The organism is Pseudomonas sp. zfem001 (genome assembly GCF_032621725.1).
Lineage (GTDB): Bacteria > Pseudomonadota > Gammaproteobacteria > Pseudomonadales > Pseudomonadaceae > Aquipseudomonas > Aquipseudomonas sediminis.
The window spans coordinates 689,449-706,175 of sequence record NZ_JAVYJI010000002.1 but is presented as its reverse complement, the minus strand read 5'-3'; the positions used below and the strand labels follow the sequence as shown (position 1 = coordinate 706,175).

Sequence of the window (16,727 nt, the reverse complement as noted above, 5' to 3'; positions counted from 1 at the left end):
ACCTGTCATGACCTCGATGCTTTCTTCTCGCCAGCGTGGCGCCATGCGTCTGGCCTGGCGCTTCATCGCGCCTTATCGCGGCCGAGTGGTGGGCGCGCTGCTGGCGCTGATGTTCACGGCGGCTATCACCCTGTCAATGGGCCAGGGCATCAAGCTGCTGGTGGATCAGGGCCTGGCCACGCAATCGCCGGCAGCGCTGCGGCAGTCCCTGCTGCTGTTTTTCGTGCTGGTACTGGCGTTGGCCTTCGGTACCTACACGCGTTTCTATCTGGTTTCGTGGATCGGCGAGCGGGTGGTCGCGGACATCCGCCGGCGGGTGTTCGATCACCTGATCGAGTTGCATCCAGGCTTCTACGAGAGCAATCGCAGCTCGGAGATCCAGTCGCGGCTGACCGCCGATACCACGCTACTGCAATCGGTGATTGGCTCGTCGCTGTCGATGGCGCTGCGCAACCTGATCATGCTGATCGGCGGCAGCGTGCTGCTGGTCGTGACCAATCCCAAACTCAGCGGCATCGTCCTGCTGGCCCTGCCGCTGGTGGTGGCGCCGATCCTGCTGTTCGGCCGTCGTGTGCGTGCGCTGTCGCGGCAGAGCCAGGACCGCGTGGCGGATGTCGGCAGCTACGTCGGCGAGACGCTGGGGCAGATCAAGACGGTGCAGGCCTACAACCATCAGAACGAGGACAAACGACGCTTCGGTGAGTCGGCCGAGGCCGCTTTCGATGTGGCGCGTAAGCGCATCGCCCAGCGTTCGTGGCTGATCACCGTGGTCATCGTGCTGGTACTCGGTGCGGTGGGGGTGATGCTCTGGGTCGGCGGTATGGATGTGATCGCCGGGCGTATCTCTGGCGGTGAGCTGGCAGCCTTCGTGTTCTACAGCCTGATCGTCGGCTCGTCGTTCGGCACGCTGAGTGAGGTGATCGGTGAGTTGCAGCGTGCGGCTGGCGCCGCCGAGCGTATCGGCGAGCTATTGCGCGCCAGTAACGCCATCGTGGCGCCAGAACAGCCGCAGCATCTGCCGCAGCCGGTGCAGGGACGTATCGAGTTGCAGGGCGTGCGTTTCGCCTATCCGTCGCGCTCGGACAGCTATGCCGTCGATGGCATCGATTTACAGGTGGCGGCAGGTGAAACCCTGGCGCTGGTGGGGCCGTCCGGTGCTGGCAAGTCGACGCTGTTCGATCTGCTGCTGCGTTTCTTCGACCCGCAGGGCGGGCGCATCCTCATCGACGGTGTGCCGATCGATCAGCTCGAGCCGCGCGAGCTGCGCGCCTGTTTCGCTCTGGTGTCACAGAATCCTGCGCTGTTCTTCGGCTCCGTCGAAGACAACATTCGCTACGGCCGCCTGGATGCCAGTCAGGCCGAAGTGGAGGCGGCCGCGCGAGCAGCACATGCCCATGAGTTCATCCAGCGTTTGCCGCAGGGCTACCAGACCCATCTCGGTGAGGCCGGGCTCGGACTTTCCGGTGGCCAGCGTCAGCGTCTGGCCATTGCCCGCGCCTTGCTTGCCGATGCGCCGATCCTGCTGCTCGACGAGGCCACCAGTGCGCTGGATGCCGAGAGTGAACACCTGATTCAGCAGGCGCTACCATCGCTGATGGCCGGGCGTACTACGCTGGTGATTGCTCACCGTCTGGCCACGGTAAAGCAAGCGGATCGCATTGCAGTGATTGAACAGGGCCGTTTGGCTGCCATCGGCAGCCATGCCGAGTTGATCGAAAGCAGCCCGCTCTATGCGCGGCTGGCCGAGTTGCAGTTCGGTACTTAACTTTTTGGCTTGATAGTGGCGGCCGCCCCGGCCGAGGCGACGATGATCGCGCCGACGGCCAGCCACTGGCCCCATAGCAGCTTCTCGCCGAGAAAGGCCAGGCCGCACATTGCCGCGACTGCCGGCTCGAGGCTCATCAGTACGCTGAAGGTGCGCGCTGGTAGGCGTGTAAGGGCGACCATCTCCAGGCTGTAGGGCAGGGCCGAGGACAGCACCGCGACACCCAGGGCGATGGGCAGCAGGTCAAGGCTCAGCAGGTCACTGCCGGCATGCCAGACTCCGATGGGCAGTACCAGGAGGGCGGCGACCCAGGTGCCCAGGGCAACGGTGTGGCGACCATGCTGGGCGCCGGCTTTCTGTCCGAAGATGATGTACAGCGACCAGCAAACACCCGCGCCAAGTGCCATGGCTGCGCCGAGCGGATCGATGGCGTGTTGCGTGGCGCCGGTAGGCAGCAGCATCCACAGCCCGGCGACGGCCAGGATCACCCAGACGAAATCCAGCAGGCGGCGCGAGGAAAACAACGCCAGGGCCAGCGGCCCGGTGAACTCCAGGGCCACGGCGATGCCCAGCGGAATGCTCTGTAGCGACATGTAGAACATCAGGTTCATGCCGCCCAGCGCCAGGCCGTAAGCCAGCAGGGCGTGGCACTTGCGCAGGTCCAGACGTGCACGCCACGGTTGCATCACCAGCGACAGGATGATCGCGCCGAGCACCAGGCGCAGCGCCGTGGTGCCTTCGGCGCCGACCAGCGGGAACAGGTTCTTGGCCAGCGAGGCGCCGCTCTGGATCGAGACCATGGCCACCACGAGCAAGGCAATGGGGACGAAAAGTGCGCTGCGTGGCATGGGTATGTCCTGCTGGTGAGCATGAAAGAAAAAACCGGCCGCGAGGGCCGGTTTTTCATGAGGCCTGTGGCTTAGCGGTATTCGCAGAGGTAGGCGGTGTCTACGGCTACCTTGAGCTGGAACTTGCTGTTGGCCTCGACGGTGAACTTGCTGCCGGCTTCGAAGGTGTTCCAGCTGTCGCTGCCTGGCAGCTTGACGGTCAGAGCGCCGGCAACCACGTGCATGACTTCCAGCTGGCTGGTGCCGAATTCGTATTCGCCCGGGGCCATTACGCCGATGGTGGCAGGGCCTTCAGCCATGGTGAAACCGATGGATTTGACGGTGCCGTCGAAGTATTCGTTGACCTTGAACATCTGCGATTCCTCGGAAGGGGTTGAAAAAGTTGCTGGGAGCCATGTTTAACGTCGTGTGACGACGGCCCGAAGGGTGACCGCCATGCATGGCAGGCCATAAAAGGGTCGCCAGTATGCCCAAGCGCCTTTTCTTCGTCATCAGTCTTTGAGGGGCAATACCAGTGGCAGCAGGCGGGCGGTGTTACGCGCATCTTCGAGGGCGCGGTGCTGTTGCCCTTGAAACTGCATGCCAGCCAGTTGCAGTGCACTGTGCAGACCAACCGGGCGCTGCAATTGGCGCGCCTTGGCGAAAGCCTGTTTGAGGTTGAGGTGCGGCACCTCGGTCAGCAGGCTGTGCACCTGATGTTGACGCCATTCCTGCTCCAGCTGGCGGCGGTCGTAATCACCCCAGCTGCTCCAGCCGACCAGGCGCGGTGAATGTTGCGTCAGCCAGCGCTCGAACTGAGCCCAGACCTGGGGCAGGGTAGCGGCGCTGTCGATCTCGGCCTGGGTGATATGGGTGAGTTCGCGGCAGAAGTCGGTCAGGCAGGGGCGGCGCTGTGGCCTGATGAAGCGTTGAAAGTGATCGCGCTCATGACCGTCTGCTCCGACCAGGCTGGCTCCGATTTCGATGATTTCCATTTCTTCCATCGCCCAGCCGCCTTCGTCGGTGGTGGCCTCCAGGTCGATGACTAGCCAATGCCCCATGGGCGCTCCTATTAGAACCTGTCTGCGATCTGTTGCGCTTCGGCCTCACTGCATGGAAAAGGTTCCTGGTATCAGGACCAAGTTCAAGCCCCTGTGCTGAGCGGTACCGCAGGCAGTATGGAAGGCCTTTTCGGCCAGGGCAAACGTCGTGTTAGGCTCTGGCGCCTATATCTACAGGAGGTCGCTATGGCAAAGGTCGCGTTTCTCGGTTTGGGCGTCATGGGCTATCCGATGGCCGGGCATCTGGCCCGCAACGGTCATCAGGTGACTGTCTACAACCGTTCGCCGGGCAAGGCCGAGCAGTGGATGGGCGAGTATGCCGGCAGCAGTGCGCCGACCCCGCGTGAGGCGGTGGCGGGCGCCGAACTGGTGATGTGTTGTGTCGGCAACGATGACGACCTGCGCAGCGTGGTGCTCGGCGAGCAGGGCGCATTCGCTGGCATGGCGCCGAGCGCCATTCTGGTCGACCACACCACGGCTTCGGCCGATGTCGCGCGTGAGTTGGCAGCCATCGCAGTCGAGCGTGGCCTCGGTTTTCTCGATGCGCCGGTGTCTGGCGGTCAGGCGGGAGCGGTCAATGGCGTGCTGACCGTAATGGTCGGTGGTGAGGCCGAAACCTATGCCGTGGCCGAGCCGGTCATCCAGAGCTACGCGCGAATGATGCGCCTGATGGGGCCGGCCGGTAGCGGCCAGTTGAGCAAGATGGTCAATCAGATCTGCATCGCTGGTCTGGTTCAGGGGTTGGCAGAAGCGCTGAACTTCGCTCAGCGCGCAGGGCTGGATGGTCATGCGGTGGTTGATGTGATCAGCAAGGGCGCGGCGCAGTCCTGGCAGATGGAAAACCGCTACAAGACCATGCTGGCGGGCGAGTTCGACTTCGGCTTCGCGGTCGACTGGATGCGCAAGGACCTGTCGATTGTGCTCGAAGAGTCGCGTCGCAACGGTGCACAGCTGCCGGTGACGGCGCTGGTCGATCAGTTCTATGCCGATGTTCAATCCATGGGTGGTGGCCGCTGGGATACCTCCAGCCTGCTGGCCCGCCTGCAGCGTAACCGCTGATCGTGAAAGGCCTCGACGGCAAGTGCGTGCCTCATTAGCAGGCCGTTGAAAAACGTAGGCGAGGCAGCCAGTACAAGGCAAAAACAGGCGAAAAAGCGCAGTTTACGAGTTGTAAATGAGCATTTTGATCGGACTCGCGCACGAGCCTGTTTTTAACGCAGCAATGGCAACGTAGGTAGTTTTTCAGCGGCCTGTTAGGATCGCCGCCGTTCGTTTGTAGTCGAGGTCGTTTCATGGAGTGTCGTGCTGGTTGCGGTGCCTGCTGCATCGCGCCTTCCATCAGTTCTCCGATTCCGGGCATGCCCGATGGCAAGCCGGCCGGCGTGCGCTGTATTCATCTTGATGCCGAGTTTCTCTGCGCCATCTTCGGTCGCCCGGAGAGACCTGCTGTGTGCGGAGGTTTCAAGGCAGAAGAACAGTTGTGTGCGGATGACCGCGAGAGTGCCATTCGGATGCTGGGCTGGCTGGAGCAGGCGACGGCCTGACGATTTGAACCGCTTACGGCCCGTGCGGGTCGAAACGCAAACAGTCCTCCCGGGAGTTGCTCGAAATGATGCGTTTTTCCGTTCTGGCCATGCTGTTGTGCGCGACCGCTGCCCAAGCTGCCGAAAGGCAGTGGCAGTTGGAGCGCGAGGAAGACGGTGTCAGCGTTTATCTGGCTGATGTGCCTGGGTCGAAGTACAAGGCCTATCGTGGCGTGGTGACGATCAAGGGCGACCTGGCTGCCGTACAAGCGGCGCAGGAGGATGTCGCCGGCTCCTGCTCCTGGATCTTCAGTTGCCAGCAGCAGCGACTGCTCGAGAGCAAGGGCGACGTGAGCGAGCTGTACACCCGTTTCGAAATGCCCTGGCCGGTGAAGGCGCGTGATTCGGTGATCCAGGTGATTACACGCACCGATGCAGATGGCGGCGTCACGCGTCTGCTCAAGGCGGTGCCGGAGCGCTTGCCGGAGGAAAAGGACTTCGTGCGGGTGCAGCGTGTCGATGGCGAGTGGCATCTCAAGCCGCTTGATCAGGGCGAGGTGGAAGTGACCTACGAGGTACATACCGAACCGGGCGGCAGCGTGCCCTCCTGGCTGGCCAACAGTTTCGTCGTCGATGCGCCGCTGCAAACGCTGCAGGGCTTGCGGGCGAAGGTGGAAGGGCGCTGAGCCAGGCTCGCTCCGGGCAATAAAAAAGGCTGCCATTGGCAGCCTTTTTCGTTTCGCGGCGCTATCAGTCGCGGTTAGCCGGCAGATCACGCTGCTCGTAACCGGTGTACAGCTGGCGCGGACGGCCGATCTTGTACGGACCCGAAAGCATTTCCTTCCAGTGCGAGATCCAGCCCACGGTACGTGCCAGGGCGAAGATAACGGTGAACATCGAGGTCGGAATGCCGATGGCCTTGAGGATGATACCCGAGTAGAAGTCCACGTTCGGGTACAGGTTGCGCTCTTTGAAGTACGGATCGGTCAGAGCGATCTCTTCCAGGCGCATGGCCAGTTCCAGCTGCGGGTCATTGGTGATGCCCAGTTCGCCGAGTACTTCGTCGCAGGTCTGCTTCATCACGGTGGCGCGCGGGTCGCGGTTCTTGTAAACGCGATGACCGAAGCCCATCAGCTTGAACGGGTCGTTCTTGTCCTTGGCCTTGGCGATGAACTTGTCGATGTTGGAAACGTCACCAATCTCGTCGAGCATGGCCAGTACGGCTTCGTTGGCGCCGCCGTGTGCCGGGCCCCACAGCGCAGCGATACCGGCTGCGATGCAGGCGAACGGGTTGGCACCCGAGGAGCCAGCCAGACGTACGGTGGAGGTGGAGGCGTTCTGCTCATGGTCAGCGTGGAGGATGAAGATCTTGTCCATCGCCTTGGCCAACACCGGGCTGATCGGTTTGATCTCGCACGGGGTGTTGAACATCATGTGCAGGAAGTTTTCCGCGTAATTCAGGTCATTGCGCGGGTACATCATGGGTTGGCCCATGGAGTACTTGTAGGTCATGGCGGCAATGGTCGGCATCTTGGCCACCAGGCGCATGGCCGACACTTCGCGGTGCTGCGGGTTATTGATGTCCAGCGAGTCGTGATAGAACGCGGACAGGGCGCCAACTACGCCGCACATGATGGCCATCGGGTGGGCATCGCGGCGGAAGCCGTTGAAGAAGGTCTTCAGTTGCTCATGAACCATGGTGTGGTTCTTGATGGTGCTGACGAACTGGGCCTTTTCTTCCTTGCTCGGCAGTTCGCCATTGAGCAGCAGGTAGCAGGTCTCCAGGTAGTCGGATTGCTCGGCGAGCTGCTCGATGGGGTAGCCGCGGTGCAGCAGGATCCCTTGGTCGCCGTCGATATAGGTGATCTTCGACTCGCAAGAGGCGGTCGACATGAAACCAGGATCAAATGTGAACCGACCCGTGGCGGTCAGGCTCCGCACATCGATTACATCGGGACCAACAGTGCCGGTCAGAACGGGCAGTTCGACGGGGGCATTGCCCTCGATGATCAACTGCGCTTTTTTGTCAGCCATATGTGGCCTCCTAGTTATGCTTGAAATCATCAGACAGCCCCCCACGCAGGGCCCGCACCACTATAGTGGGATAAATCCGAAAGTCAATTTGCGAGAACCCAGGCAGTAGAAGGGTTTGAACGGTATTTTCAGCGAAAAAAGGCCGCTATTTACGCCATTTGTTTAAAGGCTGCAATGCGCTTTTTGGGGTAGGGCATTGCATTGTCATTAGTCTGCTAACTGTCTATACTCTGCGGCCGACCGCCACAGGCTTTAGGGCCGTGTCATGGCGGTTGTCACTCATTGGGTGATGGGTACCTTGCCAGTGCACTTCCCAACAACTTTGCCCTGATCGTTAGGGGCTCTCAGTGTGATAAAAAAGCCGTGAATAGCCAACGACCTGTAAACCTAGACCTTCGGACTATCAAGCTTCCGATCACCGCTTACACGTCCATTCTTCACCGTATCTCCGGTGTCATCCTCTTTGTCGGTATCGCCATTCTGCTGTTTGGCCTCGACAAGTCGCTGACCTCCGAAGAGGGCTTCGCCCAGGTGAAAGAATGCCTGACCAGCCCGCTGGCCAAGTTCGTGATCTGGGGTCTGTTGTCCGCTCTGCTGTACCACCTGGTGGCCGGTGTGCGCCACTTGATCATGGACATGGGCATCGGTGAGACGCTGGAAGGCGGCAAGCTGGGCTCGAAAATCGTCGTCGTAGTGGCGGCGGTAGTGATCGTGCTGCTGGGGGTGTGGATATGGTAACTAATGTCACGAATTTCTCGCGTTCGGGCCTCTATGACTGGATGGCTCAGCGCGTTTCTGCGGTCGTTCTCGCGGCTTACACGCTGTTTCTGCTGGGCTATGTGATCTGTAATCCAGGTATGGGCTACGCCGAATGGCATGGCCTGTTCTCGCATACCGTAATGCGCATCTTCAGCCTGCTGGCCCTCGTTGCACTGAGCGTGCACGCCTGGGTTGGCATGTGGACCATTTCCACCGACTACCTGACGCCGATGGCGCTGGGCAAGTGGGCGACTGGTGTGCGTTTCCTGTTCCAGGCCGTGTGTGGCATCGCCATGTTCACGATGTTCGTCTGGGGCGTGCAGATTCTGTGGGGTTTCTGATTCATGGCTAGCATCCGTACTCTTTCCTATGACGCCATCATCGTCGGTGGCGGTGGCGCTGGCATGCGTGCCGCGCTGCAACTGGCTCAGGGCGGTCACAAGACTGCCGTGGTCACCAAGGTGTTCCCGACTCGTTCGCACACCGTTTCCGCTCAGGGTGGCATCACCTGCGCCATCGCTTCGGCCGACCCGAACGATGATTGGCGCTGGCACATGTACGATACCGTCAAGGGTTCCGACTACATCGGTGACCAGGACGCTATCGAATACATGTGCTCCGTCGGCCCGGAAGCGGTGTTCGAGCTCGAGCACATGGGGCTGCCGTTCTCCCGTACCGAGCAGGGCCGCATCTATCAGCGTCCGTTCGGTGGTCAGTCCAAGGGTCCGGATAACCCGACTCAGGCTGCCCGTACCTGTGCCGCTGCTGACCGTACCGGTCACGCCCTGCTGCACACCCTGTACCAGGCCAACCTGAAAGCCGGCACCTCGTTCCTCAACGAGTGGTACGCAGTCGATCTGGTGAAGAACCAGGACGGCGCCATCGTCGGCGTCATCGCCATCTGCATCGAAACTGGCGAAACCGTCTACATTCGCTCCAAGGCCGTGGTTCTGGCCACTGGCGGTGCTGGCCGTATCTACGCTTCCACCACCAACGCCCTGATCAACACCGGTGACGGCGTGGGCATGGCCCTGCGTGCCGGCGTGCCGGTGCAGGACATCGAAATGTGGCAGTTCCACCCGACCGGTATCGCCGGCGCTGGTGTACTGGTTACCGAAGGCTGCCGTGGTGAGGGTGGTTACCTGATCAACGCCCATGGCGAGCGTTTCATGGAGCGTTATGCGCCGAACGCCAAAGACCTGGCTGGTCGCGACGTGGTTGCTCGCTCCATGGTCAAGGAAGTCATCGCCGGCAACGGCTGTGGCCCGGACAAGGACCACGTACTGTTGAAGCTCGATCACCTGGGCGAGGAAGTGCTGCACAGCCGCCTGCCGGGTATCTGCGAACTATCCAAGACCTTCGCCCACGTCGACCCAGTCGTCGCTCCGGTACCGGTTATCCCGACCTGCCACTACATGATGGGCGGCGTGCCGACCAACATTCATGGTCAGGCAATCACTCAGGACGCCAACGGCAACGACAAGATCATCGAAGGTCTGTTCGCTGTAGGTGAAGTGGCGTGCGTGTCGGTGCACGGTGCCAACCGTCTGGGCGGCAACTCGTTGCTCGACCTGGTGGTATTCGGCCGCGCCGCTGGCCTGCACCTGGAAAAAGCGCTGAAAGAAGGCGTGGAAGTCCGTGGTGCCAGCGAAACCGACATCGAACAGTCGCTGTCGCGTCTGGCTGGCGTCAACGAGCGCAGCACTGGCGAAGACGTCGCCCCGCTGCGTAAAGAGCTGCAACAGTGCATGCAAAACTACTTCGGTGTATTCCGTACTGGCGAATACATGCAGAAGGGCATCCAACAACTGGCCGACCTGCGTGAGCGCATCGCGAAAGTCAAAATCGCGGACAAGAGCCAGGCGTTCAACACTGCGCGTATCGAAGCGCTGGAACTGCAAAACCTGCTCGAAGTTGCTGAAGCGACCGCGGTCGCGGCCGAGGCTCGTAAAGAGTCCCGTGGCGCCCACGCTCGTGAAGACTTCGAGGAGCGCGATGATCAGAACTGGCTGTGCCATTCGCTCTACTTCCCGGGCGAGAAGCGCGTAGCTAAGCGTGACGTGAACTTCGCGCCGAAGACCGTTCCGGCATTTGAACCCAAGGTTCGGACTTATTAAGGGTGACTGATATGTTGCAAGTCAGTGTTTATCGCTACAACCCGGAGAAGGACGCTGCTCCGTTCATGCAGGACTTCCAGGTCGACACCGGCGGCAAGGACATCATGGTCCTCGACGTGCTGGCGCTGATCAAGGAACAGGACGAGGGCTTCTCCTACCGTCGTTCCTGCCGTGAAGGCGTATGTGGCTCCGACGGCATGAACATCAACGGCAAAAATGGCCTCGCGTGCATTACGCCGATCTCCGCTGCCGGCCTCAAGGGCGGCAAGCTGGTGATTCGTCCGTTGCCGGGCCTGCCGGTCATTCGTGACCTGGTCGTCGATATGAGCATCTTCTACAAGCAGTACGAGAAGGTGCAGCCGTTCCTGCAGAACGATACGCCGGCTCCGGCCATCGAGCGCCTGCAGACTCCGGAAGAGCGCGAGAAGCTCGACGGTCTGTACGAGTGCATTCTGTGCGCATGCTGCTCGACCAGCTGCCCGTCGTTCTGGTGGAACCCGGACAAGTTCCTCGGTCCCGCTGCACTGCTGCAGGCCTATCGTTTCCTGGCCGACAGCCGTGACACCAAGACCGCCGAGCGTCTGGCCTCGCTGGACGATCCGTTCAGTGTGTTCCGCTGCCGCGGCATCATGAACTGCGTGAACGTTTGCCCCAAGGGTCTGAACCCGACCAAGGCGATCGGTCACGTGCGTAACATGCTGCTGCAGAGCGGTACCTGATTCGCAAGTTGCTATACCTGTAACGCCTGCGAGTCCGGCTTAGGTCGGCCTCGCAGTAAAGCCAGAGCCGCAGCCCACAAAGCCGCGGCTCATACTCGAAAAATATGACGACCAGCAGGGGCATCCGGGCTGGTACCCGGACTATCTGCGGGAACCCAAGTGGCTTCATCCGAGTCGCAGCATCATGACTTTGATTAAGGCTATGCGGTATTCACGCCGGTGGTGTCCCCTTACCGAGGGTGACCAAGCATGCAAGAAAGCGTGATGCAGCGCATGTGGGACAGTGCCCACCTATCCGGTGGCAACGCTGCCTACGTGGAAGAGCTCTACGAGCTCTACCTGCACGATCCCAACGCTGTGCCAGAAGAGTGGCGCACTTACTTCCAGAAGTTGCCGACCGACGGCAGCGCTGCAACGGACGTATCGCATTCGACCATTCGCGATCATTTCGTCCTGCTCGCCAAGAATTCGCGTCGTGCCCAGCCGGTTTCCGCCGGGGCCGTCAGCAGCGAGCACGAAAAGAAGCAGGTGGAAGTGCTGCGCTTGATCCAGGCCTACCGCATGCGTGGCCATCAGGCCGCCCAGCTTGACCCTCTGGGTCTGTGGGTGCGCACTGCGCCGTCTGACCTGTCGATCAATCACTACGGCCTGACCGACGCGGATCTGGACACCACATTCCGCACTGGCGAGCTGTACATCGGCAAGGAAGAGGCAACGCTACGCGAAATTCGCGATGCGCTGCAGCAGACATATTGTCGCACCATCGGTGCCGAGTTCACCCACATCGTCGACTCCGGTCAGCGCAACTGGTTCGCCCAGCGCCTGGAAAGCGTGCGCGGTCGTCCGCAGTTTTCCGCCGAAGTGCAGGCGCATGTGCTCGAGCGCGTCACCGCTGCCGAAGGTCTGGAAAAGTACCTGGGCACCAAGTACCCGGGCACCAAGCGTTTCGGTCTGGAGGGTGGCGAAAGCCTGATCCCGCTGCTGGACGAAATCATCCAGCGTTCCGGCTCCTACGGCACCAAGGAAGTGGTCATCGGTATGGCCCACCGCGGCCGTCTGAACGTCCTGGTCAACACCTTCGGCAAGAACCCGCGCGACCTGTTCGACGAGTTCGAAGGCAAGAAGACCGAAGGTCTGTCGTCCGGTGACGTGAAGTACCACCAGGGCTTTTCCTCCAACGTCATGACCGCTGGTGGCGAAGTGCACCTGGCGCTGGCGTTCAACCCTTCGCACCTGGAGATCGTCTCTCCGGTGGTCGAGGGTTCGGTGCGTGCTCGTCAGGATCGTCGCAGTGACGCCACTGGCGACAAGGTACTGCCGATCTCCATCCACGGTGACGCGGCTTTCGCCGGTCAGGGTGTGGTCATGGAAACCTTCCAGATGTCGCAGACCCGCGGCTACAAGACTGGCGGCACCATCCACATCGTGATCAACAACCAGGTCGGCTTCACCATCAGCAACCCGTTGGACGCACGCTCCACCGAGTACGCGACCGACGTGGCCAAGATGATCCAGGCGCCGATCTTCCATGTGAATGGTGATGATCCGGAAGCTGTGCTGTTCGTGACCCAGTTGGCTGTCGACTACCGCATGCAGTACAAGCGTGACGTGGTCATCGACCTGGTCTGCTACCGTCGCCGCGGCCACAACGAGGCCGACGAGCCGAATGGCACCCAGCCGCTGATGTACCAGCAGATCGCCAAGCAGCGCACCACCCGTGAACTGTACGCTGATGCCCTGATTGCGGCCGGCGCACAGACCAGCGACGACGTGCAGGCCAAGATCGACGAGTACCGTACGGCACTGGACAACGGCCAGCACGTGGTCAAGAGCCTGGTCAAGGAGCCGAACAAGGAGCTGTTCGTCGACTGGCGTCCTTACCTGGGCCATGCCTGGACCGCGCGTCATGACACCCGTTTCGATCTGAAGACCCTGCAGGACTTGTCTGCCAAGCTGCTGGAAATCCCGGAAGGTTTCCTGGTTCAGCGTCAGGTGGCGAAGATCCTCGAAGACCGTCAGAAGATGGGGGCGGGCGGCTTGCCGATCAACTGGGGCTTCGCCGAAACCATGGCCTACGCCACGCTGCTGGTTGAAGGTCACCCGATCCGCATGACCGGTCAGGACATCGGCCGCGGTACCTTCTCGCACCGTCACGCGGTGCTGCACAACCAGAAGGATGCGGCGACCTACGTTCCGCTGAAGAACCTGTACGACGGCCAGCCGAAGTTCGAACTGTACGACTCCTACCTCTCCGAGGAAGCGGTGCTGGCTTTCGAATACGGCTATGCCACCACCACGCCGAGTGCGCTGGTGATCTGGGAAGCCCAGTTCGGCGACTTCGCCAACGGTGCCCAGGTGGTATTCGACCAGTTCATTTCCAGTGGCGAGACCAAGTGGGGCCGTCTGTGCGGTCTGACCGTTCTGCTGCCGCACGGTTATGAAGGGCAGGGGCCTGAGCACAGCTCGGCGCGTCTGGAGCGTTACCTGCAACTGTGCGCCGAGCACAACATGCAGGTCTGCGTACCGACCACCCCAGCGCAGGTCTACCACATGCTGCGTCGCCAGGTGATCCGTCCGCTGCGCAAGCCGTTGGTGGTGCTGACGCCGAAGTCGCTGCTGCGCCACAAGCTGGCCATCTCGACTCTGGAAGATCTGGCCGAAGGCTCGTTCCAGACCGTGATCGGCGAGATCGATTCGCTGGACCCGAAAAAGGTCGAGCGTCTGGTCCTGTGTAGCGGCAAGGTCTACTTCGACCTGCTGGAGAAGCGTCGTGCCGAGGGCCGCGAAGACATCGCTATCGTCCGTATCGAGCAGCTCTATCCGTTCCCGGAAGACGATCTCGCCGAAGCACTGGCGCCGTACAAGAACCTCAAGCACATCGTCTGGTGTCAGGAAGAGCCGATGAACCAGGGCGCTTGGTACTGCAGCCAGCACCACATGCGTCGCGTCGCTACTGCACACAAGAAGTCGCTGCTCCTGGAGTACGCCGGTCGTGATGCCTCGGCTGCGCCAGCTTGTGGTTATGCGTCGATGCACGCCGAGCAGCAGGAAAAACTGCTGCAGGACGCCTTTACTGTTTAACGCCTTCATCCGGCAGGTGGCGAGTGCCACCTGCCGGTAAACCGAATTTAAGGAAACGCATACAATGGCTATCGAGATCAAAGCCCCAACCTTCCCGGAATCGGTTGCCGACGGCACCGTGGCCACCTGGCACAAGAAGCCGGGCGAAGCGGTCAAGCGCGATGAGCTGATCGTCGACATCGAAACCGATAAGGTCGTGATCGAAGTACTGGCCGAGGCCGATGGTGTCCTGGCTGAAATCATCAAGAACGAAGGCGACACCGTTCTCTCCAACGAGCTGCTGGGCAAGCTGACCGAAGGTGGCGCTGCCGCCGCCGCTCCGGCTGCCGCACCGGCCGCTGCCGCTGCTCCGGCCCAGGCTGCTGCTCCGGCTGCCGCTGCTGGTGACGACGCCATCCTCTCGCCGGCTGCACGCAAGCTGGCCGAAGAGAACGGTATCGACCCGAACAGCATTGCCGGCACCGGTAAAGGTGGCCGTGTGACCAAGGAAGACGTGGTCGCTGCCGTCGAAGCCAAGAAGAACGCCCCGGCCGCTGCTGCCAAGCCGGCTGCTGCTCCGGCCGCTGCCGCTGCTGTCGTCGCTACTGGTGATCGCACCGAGAAGCGTGTGCCGATGACCCGTCTGCGCGCCAAGATCGCCGAGCGTCTGGTCGAAGCCCAGTCCACCATGGCCATGCTGACCACCTTCAACGAAGTAGACATGACCGAAGTCATGGCCCTGCGTTCGAAGTACAAGGACCTGTTCGAGAAATCCCACAACGGCGTGCGTCTGGGCTTCATGTCGTTCTTCGTCAAGGCAGCTACCGAAGCGCTGAAGCGTTTCCCGGCAGTCAACGCCTCGATCGACGGCAACGACATCGTTTATCACGGCTACGCCGACATCGGTGTTGCCGTGTCCAGCGACCGTGGCCTGGTGGTGCCGGTATTGCGTAACGCCGAGCAAATGAGCCTGGCTGAAATCGAGAGCGGCATCGCCACCTTCGGCAAGAAAGCCAAAGACGGCAAGCTGTCGATCGAAGAAATGACTGGCGGCACCTTCACCATCACCAACGGTGGTACCTTCGGTTCGATGATGTCGACCCCGATCGTCAACCCGCCGCAGGCTGCGATCCTGGGTATGCACAACATCGTTCAGCGCCCGATGGCGATCAACGGCCAGGTGGTGATCCGTCCGATGATGTATCTGGCGCTGTCTTACGACCACCGCCTGATCGATGGTAAGGAAGCCGTGACCTTCCTGGTGACCATCAAGAACTTGCTTGAAGACCCGGCTCGCCTGCTGCTGGAAATCTAAAAGCCAGTCTCCTCCACGGCGGCCCTGTTCTCAGGGCCGTCCGGTTTATTCGAGAAGGAATACGTTATGACCCAGAAATTCGACGTGGTAGTCATCGGTGCCGGCCCTGGTGGCTATGTAGCCGCCATCAAAGCAGCGCAACTCGGCCTGAAGACTGCCTGCATCGAGAAGTACCAGGGCAGCGACGGCAAGGTCGCTCTCGGCGGCACTTGCCTGAACGTCGGTTGCATTCCGTCCAAGGCGCTGCTGGACAGCTCCTGGAAGTACCACGAAGCGAAAGACGGCTTCGCCGTGCATGGTATCGAAGCCAAGGGCGTGACCATCGACGTCCCGGCCATGGTGGCGCGCAAGAACACCATCATCAAGAACCTCACCGGCGGTGTTGCCGGTCTGTTCAAGGCCAACGGCGTGACCCTGCTCGAAGGTCACGGCAAGCTGCTGGCTGGCAAACAGGTCGAAGTCACCGGCACCGACGGCAAAAGCCAGGTGGTTGAAGCTGCTCACGTGATCATCGCCTCCGGCTCCAAGCCGGTCGAGATCCCGCCCGCTCCGGTCGATCAAGACGTGATCGTCGACTCCACTGGTGCCCTGGAATTCCAGAGCGTACCGAAGAAGCTGGGCGTCATCGGCGCTGGCGTGATCGGTCTGGAGCTGGGCTCGGTATGGGCTCGCCTGGGTGCTGAAGTCACCGTTCTGGAAGCCATGGACAAGTTCCTCGCAGCTGCCGACGAGCAGATCGCCAAGGAGGCCCAGAAGACCCTGACCAAGCAGGGCCTGGACATCCGCCTGGGTGCTCGCGTGACCGGTTCGGAGGTCAAGAAGAAGCAGGTTGTGGTCAGTTTCACTGACGCCAATGGCGAGCAGAAAATGACTTTCGACAAGCTGATCGTGGCCGTAGGCCGTCGTCCGGTGACCACCGATCTGCTGGCTGCTGACAGCGGCGTTGACCTGGACGAGCGCGGCTTCATCTTCGTCAACGACCAGTGCGAAACCAGCGTTCCGGGCGTCTACGCCATCGGTGACGTGGTCCGTGGCGCGATGCTCGCGCACAAAGCCTCGGAAGAGGGCGTGATGGTTGCTGAGCGCATCGCTGGCCACAAGGCGCAGATGAACTATGACCTGATCCCGTCCGTGATCTACACCCATCCGGAAATCGCATGGGTCGGCAAGACCGAGCAGCAACTGAAGGCTGAAGGCGTTGCAGTCAACGTCGGTACCTTCCCGTTCGCTGCCAGCGGTCGCGCCATGGCGGCCAACGACACTGGCGGTTTCGTCAAGGTCATTGCTGACGCCAACACCGACCGCGTGCTGGGTGTTCACGTGATCGGCCCAAGCGCTGCCGAGCTGGTACAGCAAGGCGCAATCGGCATGGAATTCGGCACCAGCGCCGAAGACCTGGGCATGATGGTCTTCTCCCACCCGACCCTGTCCGAGGCGCTGCACGAAGCGGCCCTGGCAGTGAACGGCGGCGCGATTCACATCGCCAATCGCAAGAAACGCTAAGCGTTAGTGGCCGACTCGTTCGGCCACTCAAGTTGTTGTAAGCC

General features: G+C 61.2%; 15 protein-coding genes. 11 read left to right on the top strand and 4 right to left on the bottom strand.

Annotation, left to right across the window (positions count from 1 at the left end; genetic code table 11):
- Positions 1–7 precede the first annotated feature (7 nt).
- Positions 8–1,765, top strand: coding sequence for an ABC transporter transmembrane domain-containing protein (locus tag RTH74_RS11205; RefSeq protein WP_296236034.1), 1,758 nt, complete (start codon positions 8–10; stop codon positions 1,763–1,765).
- Here RTH74_RS11205 and rhtA read toward each other — a convergent pair.
- From rhtA to RTH74_RS11190, 3 genes are all read right to left on the bottom strand, one after another.
- Positions 1,762–2,613 (bottom strand): threonine/homoserine exporter RhtA, encoded by an 852-nt coding sequence (gene rhtA / locus RTH74_RS11200; RefSeq protein WP_316914682.1) that lies wholly within the window; start codon positions 2,611–2,613, stop codon positions 1,762–1,764. The genes RTH74_RS11205 and rhtA overlap by 4 nt on opposite strands.
- A gap of 71 nt (positions 2,614–2,684) precedes the next feature.
- Positions 2,685–2,966, bottom strand: a complete 282-nt coding sequence (locus tag RTH74_RS11195; RefSeq protein WP_003459961.1) for a pyrimidine/purine nucleoside phosphorylase — start codon at positions 2,964–2,966, stop codon at positions 2,685–2,687.
- Between the two features lie 138 nt (positions 2,967–3,104).
- Positions 3,105–3,653 (bottom strand): exonuclease domain-containing protein, encoded by a 549-nt coding sequence (locus RTH74_RS11190; RefSeq protein ID WP_316914681.1) that lies wholly within the window; start codon positions 3,651–3,653, stop codon positions 3,105–3,107.
- Positions 3,654–3,839: 186 nt separating this feature from the next.
- On the opposite strand from RTH74_RS11190, the gene RTH74_RS11185 reads away from it, so the two are divergent.
- From RTH74_RS11185 to RTH74_RS11175, 3 genes are all read left to right on the top strand, one after another.
- A complete protein-coding gene (locus tag RTH74_RS11185) occupies positions 3,840–4,712 on the top strand; it encodes an NAD(P)-dependent oxidoreductase (RefSeq protein WP_316914680.1) in 873 nt (290 codons plus the stop codon).
- 233 nt (positions 4,713–4,945) lie between these two features.
- Positions 4,946–5,197 carry a YkgJ family cysteine cluster protein gene (locus RTH74_RS11180; protein WP_099524370.1) on the top strand — a complete coding sequence of 84 codons (252 nt, stop codon included), beginning with the start codon at positions 4,946–4,948 and terminating at the stop codon, positions 5,195–5,197.
- 65 nt (positions 5,198–5,262) lie between these two features.
- Positions 5,263–5,862 (top strand): START domain-containing protein, encoded by a 600-nt coding sequence (locus tag RTH74_RS11175; protein WP_316914679.1) that lies wholly within the window; start codon positions 5,263–5,265, stop codon positions 5,860–5,862.
- Between the two features lie 64 nt (positions 5,863–5,926).
- Here RTH74_RS11175 and gltA read toward each other — a convergent pair whose 3' ends face one another.
- A complete protein-coding gene (gltA, locus tag RTH74_RS11170; protein ID WP_037000858.1) occupies positions 5,927–7,210 on the bottom strand; it encodes a citrate synthase in 1,284 nt (427 codons plus the stop codon).
- Between the two features lie 363 nt (positions 7,211–7,573).
- On the opposite strand from gltA, the gene sdhC reads away from it, so the two are divergent.
- From sdhC to lpdA, 7 genes are all read left to right on the top strand, one after another.
- The gene (sdhC, locus tag RTH74_RS11165; RefSeq protein ID WP_099524365.1) at positions 7,574–7,948 is read left to right on the top strand and encodes a succinate dehydrogenase, cytochrome b556 subunit; all 375 of its coding nucleotides are present in this window, start codon (positions 7,574–7,576) and stop codon (positions 7,946–7,948) included.
- Positions 7,942–8,310, top strand: coding sequence for a succinate dehydrogenase, hydrophobic membrane anchor protein (gene sdhD, locus RTH74_RS11160; protein ID WP_316914678.1), 369 nt, complete (start codon positions 7,942–7,944; stop codon positions 8,308–8,310). Before sdhC ends, sdhD begins: the two co-directional genes overlap by 7 nt.
- A 3-nt stretch (positions 8,311–8,313) precedes the next feature.
- Positions 8,314–10,086, top strand: a complete 1,773-nt coding sequence (gene sdhA, locus RTH74_RS11155; protein ID WP_003459985.1) for a succinate dehydrogenase flavoprotein subunit — start codon at positions 8,314–8,316, stop codon at positions 10,084–10,086.
- 11 nt (positions 10,087–10,097) lie between these two features.
- Positions 10,098–10,805, top strand: coding sequence for a succinate dehydrogenase iron-sulfur subunit (locus RTH74_RS11150; protein ID WP_003459986.1), 708 nt, complete (start codon positions 10,098–10,100; stop codon positions 10,803–10,805).
- A 249-nt stretch (positions 10,806–11,054) separates the two neighbouring features.
- Entirely contained in the window at positions 11,055–13,886 is a 2,832-nt protein-coding gene (locus RTH74_RS11145) for a 2-oxoglutarate dehydrogenase E1 component (RefSeq protein ID WP_316914677.1), read from the top strand.
- A 64-nt stretch (positions 13,887–13,950) separates the two neighbouring features.
- Entirely contained in the window at positions 13,951–15,180 is a 1,230-nt protein-coding gene (odhB, locus tag RTH74_RS11140) for a 2-oxoglutarate dehydrogenase complex dihydrolipoyllysine-residue succinyltransferase (RefSeq protein WP_179544785.1), read from the top strand.
- 66 nt (positions 15,181–15,246) lie between these two features.
- Positions 15,247–16,683 (top strand): dihydrolipoyl dehydrogenase, encoded by a 1,437-nt coding sequence (gene lpdA, locus RTH74_RS11135; protein ID WP_099524359.1) that lies wholly within the window; start codon positions 15,247–15,249, stop codon positions 16,681–16,683.
- The last annotated feature ends 44 nt before the right edge of the window (positions 16,684–16,727 follow it).

What these genes read in the sequence shown, in the direction of transcription:
- RTH74_RS11205 (WP_296236034.1), top strand. Translation starts at nt 8, where the DNA reads ATGACCTCGATGCTTTCTTCTCGCCAGCGTGGCGCCATGCGTCTGGCC.
- rhtA (WP_316914682.1), bottom strand. Translation starts at nt 2,613, where the DNA reads ATGCCACGCAGCGCACTTTTCGTCCCCATTGCCTTGCTCGTGGTGGCC.
- RTH74_RS11195 (WP_003459961.1), bottom strand. Translation starts at nt 2,966, where the DNA reads ATGTTCAAGGTCAACGAATACTTCGACGGCACCGTCAAATCCATCGGT.
- RTH74_RS11190 (WP_316914681.1), bottom strand. Translation starts at nt 3,653, where the DNA reads ATGGGGCATTGGCTAGTCATCGACCTGGAGGCCACCACCGACGAAGGC.
- RTH74_RS11185 (WP_316914680.1), top strand. Translation starts at nt 3,840, where the DNA reads ATGGCAAAGGTCGCGTTTCTCGGTTTGGGCGTCATGGGCTATCCGATG.
- RTH74_RS11180 (WP_099524370.1), top strand. Translation starts at nt 4,946, where the DNA reads ATGGAGTGTCGTGCTGGTTGCGGTGCCTGCTGCATCGCGCCTTCCATC.
- RTH74_RS11175 (WP_316914679.1), top strand. Translation starts at nt 5,263, where the DNA reads ATGATGCGTTTTTCCGTTCTGGCCATGCTGTTGTGCGCGACCGCTGCC.
- gltA (WP_037000858.1), bottom strand. Translation starts at nt 7,210, where the DNA reads ATGGCTGACAAAAAAGCGCAGTTGATCATCGAGGGCAATGCCCCCGTC.
- sdhD (WP_316914678.1), top strand. Translation starts at nt 7,942, where the DNA reads ATGGTAACTAATGTCACGAATTTCTCGCGTTCGGGCCTCTATGACTGG.
- sdhA (WP_003459985.1), top strand. Translation starts at nt 8,314, where the DNA reads ATGGCTAGCATCCGTACTCTTTCCTATGACGCCATCATCGTCGGTGGC.
- RTH74_RS11150 (WP_003459986.1), top strand. Translation starts at nt 10,098, where the DNA reads ATGTTGCAAGTCAGTGTTTATCGCTACAACCCGGAGAAGGACGCTGCT.
- RTH74_RS11145 (WP_316914677.1), top strand. Translation starts at nt 11,055, where the DNA reads ATGCAAGAAAGCGTGATGCAGCGCATGTGGGACAGTGCCCACCTATCC.
- odhB (WP_179544785.1), top strand. Translation starts at nt 13,951, where the DNA reads ATGGCTATCGAGATCAAAGCCCCAACCTTCCCGGAATCGGTTGCCGAC.
- lpdA (WP_099524359.1), top strand. Translation starts at nt 15,247, where the DNA reads ATGACCCAGAAATTCGACGTGGTAGTCATCGGTGCCGGCCCTGGTGGC.